Annotated in this window: 7 protein-coding genes and 2 pseudogenes; 3 read left to right on the forward strand and 6 right to left on the reverse strand. The window is 52.0% G+C overall.

Going from position 1 to position 6,354, the window contains the following annotated elements:
- Positions 1-732, forward strand: coding sequence for a helix-turn-helix domain-containing protein (locus ACN0X0_RS16470; protein WP_417280036.1), 732 nt, complete (start codon positions 1-3; stop codon positions 730-732).
- A 56-nt stretch (positions 733-788) separates the two neighbouring features.
- On the opposite strand, the gene ACN0X0_RS16475 is transcribed toward ACN0X0_RS16470, so the two are convergent.
- The 6 genes and pseudogenes from ACN0X0_RS16475 to ACN0X0_RS16500 all read right to left on the reverse strand — a co-directional run bounded on the left by ACN0X0_RS16475 (position 789) and on the right by ACN0X0_RS16500 (position 3,814).
- Positions 789-1,457, reverse strand: a complete 669-nt coding sequence (locus ACN0X0_RS16475) for a potassium channel family protein (protein ID WP_417280037.1) — start codon at positions 1,455-1,457, stop codon at positions 789-791.
- Between the two features lies 1 nt (position 1,458).
- A complete protein-coding gene (locus tag ACN0X0_RS16480) occupies positions 1,459-2,631 on the reverse strand; it encodes a low temperature requirement protein A (RefSeq protein ID WP_417280038.1) in 1,173 nt (390 codons plus the stop codon).
- 93 nt (positions 2,632-2,724) lie between these two features.
- Entirely contained in the window at positions 2,725-2,982 is a 258-nt protein-coding gene (locus tag ACN0X0_RS16485; RefSeq protein WP_417280039.1) for a hypothetical protein, read from the reverse strand.
- A gap of 64 nt (positions 2,983-3,046) precedes the next feature.
- Positions 3,047-3,169, reverse strand: a pseudogene (locus ACN0X0_RS16490) (hypothetical protein); the annotation flags it as partial.
- A pseudogene (locus ACN0X0_RS16495) lies at positions 3,165-3,560 on the reverse strand (SDR family NAD(P)-dependent oxidoreductase); the annotation flags it as partial. The pseudogenes ACN0X0_RS16490 and ACN0X0_RS16495, both read right to left, overlap by 5 nt.
- On the reverse strand, positions 3,548-3,814 hold the full coding sequence (locus ACN0X0_RS16500) for a hypothetical protein (RefSeq protein ID WP_417280040.1): 267 nt from the start codon (positions 3,812-3,814) through the stop codon (positions 3,548-3,550). The pseudogene ACN0X0_RS16495 and the gene ACN0X0_RS16500, both read right to left, overlap by 13 nt.
- Positions 3,815-3,839: 25 nt before the next feature.
- Between ACN0X0_RS16500 and ACN0X0_RS16505 the strand changes: the two genes are divergently transcribed.
- Positions 3,840-4,433, forward strand: coding sequence for a LysR family transcriptional regulator (locus tag ACN0X0_RS16505; RefSeq protein ID WP_417280041.1), 594 nt, complete (start codon positions 3,840-3,842; stop codon positions 4,431-4,433).
- 555 nt (positions 4,434-4,988) lie between these two features.
- On the forward strand, positions 4,989-6,354 hold a 1,366-nt coding region (locus ACN0X0_RS16510; RefSeq protein WP_417280042.1), incomplete at its 3' end, for a hypothetical protein.

Consider the following 6,354-nt stretch of genomic DNA (forward strand, 5'->3'; position numbering starts at 1 on the left):
ATGACCATGCGGAGCATAACTGAAAACTCTCTTGCTGGGGGGCAGGTGGGACCTACACCTCTTGTATATCTTCTAAATGATGATCCATACGGCCGTGACAACTTGGTGCAATTGCTAAGGCAGTGTGGTGTACCAGTCATGGGCTTTGAAAATATATTCAGTTTGGAAAAAGCTTTCGAGACTAACGCTGCTGAAATACTTTTAATGGATGTCACTTTTATCGAAAAGCATCAGTTGCGCACCTTTTTACAACTTGGACATTCTAGGAAGGTGGGTACTATTATTGTTTCAGCGTCGCCTCAAGTCGAAGAGTTCCTTGATCAGTTTGCCATTCCAAAGAATACCGATGGTGTTCTCCCTATCGTCGTGAAGGACCGCGCAACCCTTTTGTTTGAACTTGGGCATGCCGTTGGCTCCTACTCTGAGATGAAGGTCGTGAAGCCAGTGGTGTCATGGGCGCTGGAAGAAGGTGGCTGGGTTTTATCCGATGGAAATGGCAACCGCCTTAAACTTACTGCCTTGGAACAGAGTTTCTTGACACACCTCTTTGATAGCCGAGGGGAAATTGTGGAACGTGGTAAGCTCATTGAGGCGATGGGTGAAGACATTTACGACTTTAGCTACACCTATCTCGACACGCTGGTGAGCCGTTTGCGTCGTCGGGCGAGAAGAGAGAATATGTATCTTCCACTTCACACCGTTCGTGGTGTCGGGTTTACGTTTTCCGGATAAAATTCTGTTATGACAGCGACGACGCAGTGGCGTCGCCGCTGTTCTATAGAAGCCGACTAGTTATCTGATTGCGGAACTCGACTGGCGTGGAGTCCCACCAGCCTCGAGAGCAGGATCACAGTGTATAGTGTGCCACCGATCGCTTCGAACGTGACAAAAGACTGGGCGTAAAATCCCACGGGCGTGATGTCGCCGTACCCTAAAGTTGTCAATGTCACGTAGCTGAAATAGACCATCTGTTGCCAGTCGATGGTCGTACCGGAGCTTGCCACGAAAGACCCTGGGGCGCACCATTCGATAAAGGCCAGAACTGCTGCAAAGCCTGATCCCAAAACTAGATAAAGCGAAGTGGCTGACAACAACACATCCGTCATCACTGTGCGCGCAGCGAAGGTGTAATGAGCCAGCACAATGATCATGCCAAGGTGGTAGGCGATTGAGCTAAGATAGACTGCAAGAGCTGTCAGATTTGTCGGTGCGTAGGAGTTCAACAGGCCTGCGAGCAAGACAATCAAGCCCGTGAAGGCCATAAGGGCACGCAGTGGTTTCAATGTTGTCAGCGCCCATGTCGCTATAACGAAAATCGACGCATAGAACCCATAAAAAATTGCAGGCCATACACCGGCAGCCGCCGATAGCGGATAGGTTAGGTTGTGTATCAAAAGGGCTGCCAAAAGCGCACCATTGGCGAGAACCCGATTTTGGGCGGCGGGAAGCGACAGCATCTCAGGTTGCTTTCCGTTTCGCGAGGCTGGCCATGATCATCATTATCGCCAGCACGCCGACACCTAGCCATAGGCCGTTCATGTGCAGGCTCAAAGCCACCCAGCCCCAGACAGCCAGTGCCACCACGGCCAGGATGTAAAGTCCGCGCAGCCGCTCTGCCGTCACCCGGTGAAAGATTGTGCAACCCAGAAGGAAAAGAGATGGCCCGGCAAAGGCGATGATTGCGGTCTCGGTATGGATGGCATTATGCGGATGCGCCACGATCATCTCGATCGCCACGGCGGTCACGATCGCCCCGCAGACCGCCACACCATGGGCGTAGGCCAGACCGGCGCGGGCAAGGCTGGTGTGATCGGTCTCATGGGCAAATCGATGCTCGCCGGGTTCCGACAGATCGACGAAGTAAATCCACCACAGTGTTACGATCAAAAGAAAGCCAATGAACGCGGCCACCCCGGTGTCGAAGTGAACTTCGTGGCTCACCAGATAGCCACCGAGCAAAAGAATAGACTCACCCAATGCGATGATAAAAATCAATTGGTTGCGTTCGAAGAGATGAAGACCCTTCAGGGTCCAGCTCGACATCGGCGTTGCACCTTTCCCTGGCAGCCAGAAGCCGACATAGGGGGCAGCATAATCAATCACCACGGCGAGGATCCAAAGCCAAATTCGGCCAGATTCGAAGCAAGCGCCCGCAATCCAGAAGAGCCCTGAAATGGCGCTCCAGGTACCCAGCTGGGCATAGTTTCGGCCCATAATGTGGCCGCGAAAGACAAAGGCCATGTAGCCAGCGCGGATCAGAGCCATCGCGACATAGGCCAACACAAAAAGCCATGCCCTTTCACCAAAGGCCTGCGGGGCGGCTACAGCCATCAATAGGGCACAACCCATCAGCAATATCATCAAGGCCCGTCCGCTCGCGTGGTCCGGGTTGAGCCAGTTTGCAGCCCAAGCGGTATAGTTCCACGCCCACCACACGGCTGCGAAGAGTGTCACATATTCCAGTGCGCCAAGCCAACTGGCGTGTTCTAACAGATAGTGAGATAGCTGGATGATTGTGAAGACGTATACGAGGTCGAAGAACAGCTCCATATTGGTGACGCGTGGCGTTTTTTCGGGAGACAGGTCGCGCAAAGCGGTGGTCGGAACGAGGCGACTAAGTAGGCTAGACATAAACTTTCCCTGTGAGTGTGCTTGAGAGGTGATAAATCGCCGGGCATTTTTGTGACTGTGTGCCTTAGGGCGACTGCTGGGGTTGGAATGTGTTCACGCCAGTCTGCGTGCCACAATCCATGCGAGAAAAGCGGGAACGGCAAAAACCACAGCAAAAATGGGTAGCTCTTCGGCAAAGGAATATCCTGCCCGAGCGACTCCAACCCAGAGGTTAATCGCGGCTGCAATTGCCCAAATGACGCAGAACGCCGGAAAGGCCCGGCGCATGGATGTCCCGCGCAGGTATGCGAGGCCGTAGAGAACGAGAAGCAGGGCAACCCCGCCAAGGATCACTGTTACTGTATGACTCATAGGAACATCCCCCTAAAACTTCTACACGTTGCCCTGTCACCGATTTCGCAGCATCAGAACAAAGAAAAGCGACGACTGCGCACATGTCATCGCGGCTCCCCGCATGGCCGAGCCCCGCCTGCGGTGAAAGGAAGCCGTCGATTGCGGCGCCTTTGCGCGTTACGTCACCTCCGACATCGGTCTCAATCGCACTGGGGGGCCACGACGTTAACTCTTATGCCTCGTGGCCTTAATTCCCTAGCCTGAGAGCGCGCCAAAACTTCGATACTACCTTTAGCGGTCGCATAAGCGGCATAGCCCGGCAAGGAAAAATGCGAAAGCCTTGGCGAAACATGAACTACGTCGCTTCCATTGCGAAGCAAAGGCAACGCTTTTTGGGTCAACAAGAAGACTGGTTTCAACTGAGTTGAGATCATGTGGTCGAATTGAGCCTCATTGGTGTCAGAATGCGCCATATTGATTCCCACACCGGAGTTATTCACCAAATAGTCGAGCTTTTTTGCGCCAAGACTTTCAAGAACGATATTTTGCGTGGCGAAGAATCCGTCATAGTTTTGACTGTCAGTCACATCGAGCTGAAAGTCGGCAGCTTGGCACCCTTGGGAACGAAGTTCATTTGCCGAGCTTGCAGCATTTTCTGGTTATCGAGATAGGTCAGCATCATATTGTGACCGACATCCGCAAGGCAAAGTGCCATTTCGCGGTCCAGACCTCGGCTGGCCCCCGTAACAAGGGCAATAGTCTTGTTATTTCTCCTTAGGGTCGGTCTGACCCGGTCCAGAGAAGGTAGTTTCCTCAGCTTGGTGTATAAGTGGGCGATACTTGACATCATTTGACATCTTTTGCGGACAATATGCATGGACCGCATTAAGCAAATGCAAGTCTTCGTGCAGGTCGTGGAAAGCGGCAATTTCGCGTGTGCGGTTGAGGTGTTTGGACAACCTCGCTCAACGGTGTCTGTCATGGTGCAGGCATTGGAGGATCGATTAGGGGTTCAATTGCTTCAACGTACCAAACGTGTGGTGAGTCTAACGCAAGAGGGGCTGCAGTTTGTAGCGACCTCGCGTGACCTCATCAGCGCTATGGCAGAAGGTGAAGGTCAGTTTCGGCATGAACCCGAACAGATTGCTGGGCGGCTACGAATTGATATGCCAAGCCGCATTGCCCGGCGCTTTGTGATCCCGCACCTGCATGAATTTTGCGCACACTATCCGGGGCTGACACTGGATATCAGTGCGACAGACCACATGATCGATCCGGTTTCCGAGGGCGTGGGCGCTGTAGTGCGCCTCGCGGAACTTAGCGATAGTGACTTGATTTGCCGCAAAATCGAAGAATTGCCGATCCTGACGTGCGCCAGTGCCTTGTATGTTGCGCGTTTTGGTGTGCCTGAGCGATACGATGACCTCGAACACCATGTTTCGGTTAACTACGCGTTGCGGTTTTTGTGAGTGGGTTGGGCGCCATGATGGGTGTGCGCTCTCTGTCCCAATGCAAAGCCATCTCTGCGTCGAAAATTCAGAAATCTACTTTTCTGGCGTCTTGCATGGGCATGGTTTGATTCAAGTTCCTGCGTATAATGATGCGGCTGACATAGCTGCGGGACGACTGATTGAAGTGCTATCAGTTTATCGACCGAACCCGGTTCTCATTTCGATTCTCTATGCCCGACGGCGCCAGGTTGCGCCGCGACTAAAGGCTTTCATCGATTGGATGTCAGTACTATTGCGTTGTGCGGGTGTTGTTGTCGAACAAGCGTCCGATCTGTCAGACAAAACATAAATGATCGAAATGACAGTTTTTTAAATCTCCTAATCATATCAAAAGTCTATTTTTCTTTGGGTTTAAAGGCCTAGTATATTTTTGATGTGTCAGTAAGTGACATTGAGTGTCAGGTGGTGTCGTTGTTTTGAACTGCTCTCCCTCATAAGAAATCACAATTGAAGAGGTCTGACTTTTGTCTTGGTCAGTCTCGAAATTTTCAATTGTTAGGATCTCAGTTCCCAATGCTCACACAAAACTCCTCACATCATTCTGATTCGCAATCGAATCGCATGGTTTGGCTCCACGGACGACGTGGTGGCAGTCTGACTAAATATAAGGGCGTCACATGCGGGGTTGCACCCGAACAGACCTCCTTAGGTGCTGTTGTGATGCTCTCTGCGGTGACAGCATTCGGCGGCCTAATCGGCTTCGCCCAAGATGCAAGCGCAGGGAGTTGTGTTCAGAGTGGGACCGACTTTACGTGCTCTGGTGCGGCGGATCCAGACACCGACACTACGCAATCTTTCACGCTCGCGACCCGGGCGGATGTGACGACAAGCGCGGGCTTCGGGATCGACTTGGAAAGTGGCTCCGTGTTTGATTTTAACACCAATGGTGGGTTTAGCTTCACTGATCAAAATGAGGCTTTCATCCTTGGTTCGGACTATGGATTCAATGTGGTTAATTACGGTGGCGGCGACATCGTGGTCGATTCAAATGGTGTTATTGCGGGCGGCTCTGCGGGGGTCGATACGACAGCTTTACGCCTAATTAACAACTCAACCGACGGTTCCATTGTCGTGAATGTCGACATCGTCGGTGGGGGGTACGACGCGATCATTGCAAATAACGCCGGTGCCGGAGGTATTGCCATCACCTCGACCGGTCTAATTCAGTCTATCTTTAATCATGGTATCAACATTTCAGGTAACAATGGTCAAGGGAATGTGTCCATCACGGCCAACGTCATTGACGCGGTTGGCAACGGTATCAATGTCGACACGGGTTCTGCTACCGGTGACTTCAACGTTGATGTGACAGAAATCACTGCGGGCGCAAATGGCATCTACGGTTTCGTCAGCGGGAATGGCGATACCAATATTACGGTCGGCTCTATCGATGCGGGCGACAATGGCATCTGGATTGATGTGGATGCAGCTCCCGATGCTGGCGTGACCACCCTGAATATTGGCGACATTACCGCTGGTAACGAGGGAATCAATATTGATACGAACGCAAACACCAGTGGCCTTGAGATCAACGTCAATGATGTCACTTCGGGTGCGAGCTCCATCCGTTTCAATCATCGTGGTTCCGGCGACACAATAGTTCGCGCTAATGATATTACGGCGAACACGAATAATGGTATCTGGTTCAATACATGGGGTGATGGCGATGTCATCGTTTCCGCGAACAATATTGATGCTGGTTTCATTGGCGTTTGGCTCGACACGGATTCTTCTACCCAAGATTTTATCCTTGATGTAAACGATATCACGGCTGGTGATGACGGGATTAACGCCGTCCACAGTGGCACCGGCACGGTCGACATCAATGTAACTGGCACCATTACCGCAGGCGACGACGGTATCGAGTTCTATGCCGACA

This window comes from Celeribacter sp. (assembly GCF_048270365.1).
In the GTDB taxonomy this organism is placed as follows: domain Bacteria; phylum Pseudomonadota; class Alphaproteobacteria; order Rhodobacterales; family Rhodobacteraceae; genus Celeribacter.

Coding starts and splice junctions, on each gene's coding strand:
- ACN0X0_RS16470 (WP_417280036.1), top strand. CDS start 1: ATGACCATGCGGAGCATAACTGAAAACTCTCTTGCTGGGGGGCAGGTG.
- ACN0X0_RS16475 (WP_417280037.1), bottom strand. CDS start 1,457: ATGCTGTCGCTTCCCGCCGCCCAAAATCGGGTTCTCGCCAATGGTGCG.
- ACN0X0_RS16480 (WP_417280038.1), bottom strand. CDS start 2,631: ATGTCTAGCCTACTTAGTCGCCTCGTTCCGACCACCGCTTTGCGCGAC.
- ACN0X0_RS16485 (WP_417280039.1), bottom strand. CDS start 2,982: ATGAGTCATACAGTAACAGTGATCCTTGGCGGGGTTGCCCTGCTTCTC.
- ACN0X0_RS16500 (WP_417280040.1), bottom strand. CDS start 3,814: ATGATGTCAAGTATCGCCCACTTATACACCAAGCTGAGGAAACTACCT.
- ACN0X0_RS16505 (WP_417280041.1), top strand. CDS start 3,840: ATGGACCGCATTAAGCAAATGCAAGTCTTCGTGCAGGTCGTGGAAAGC.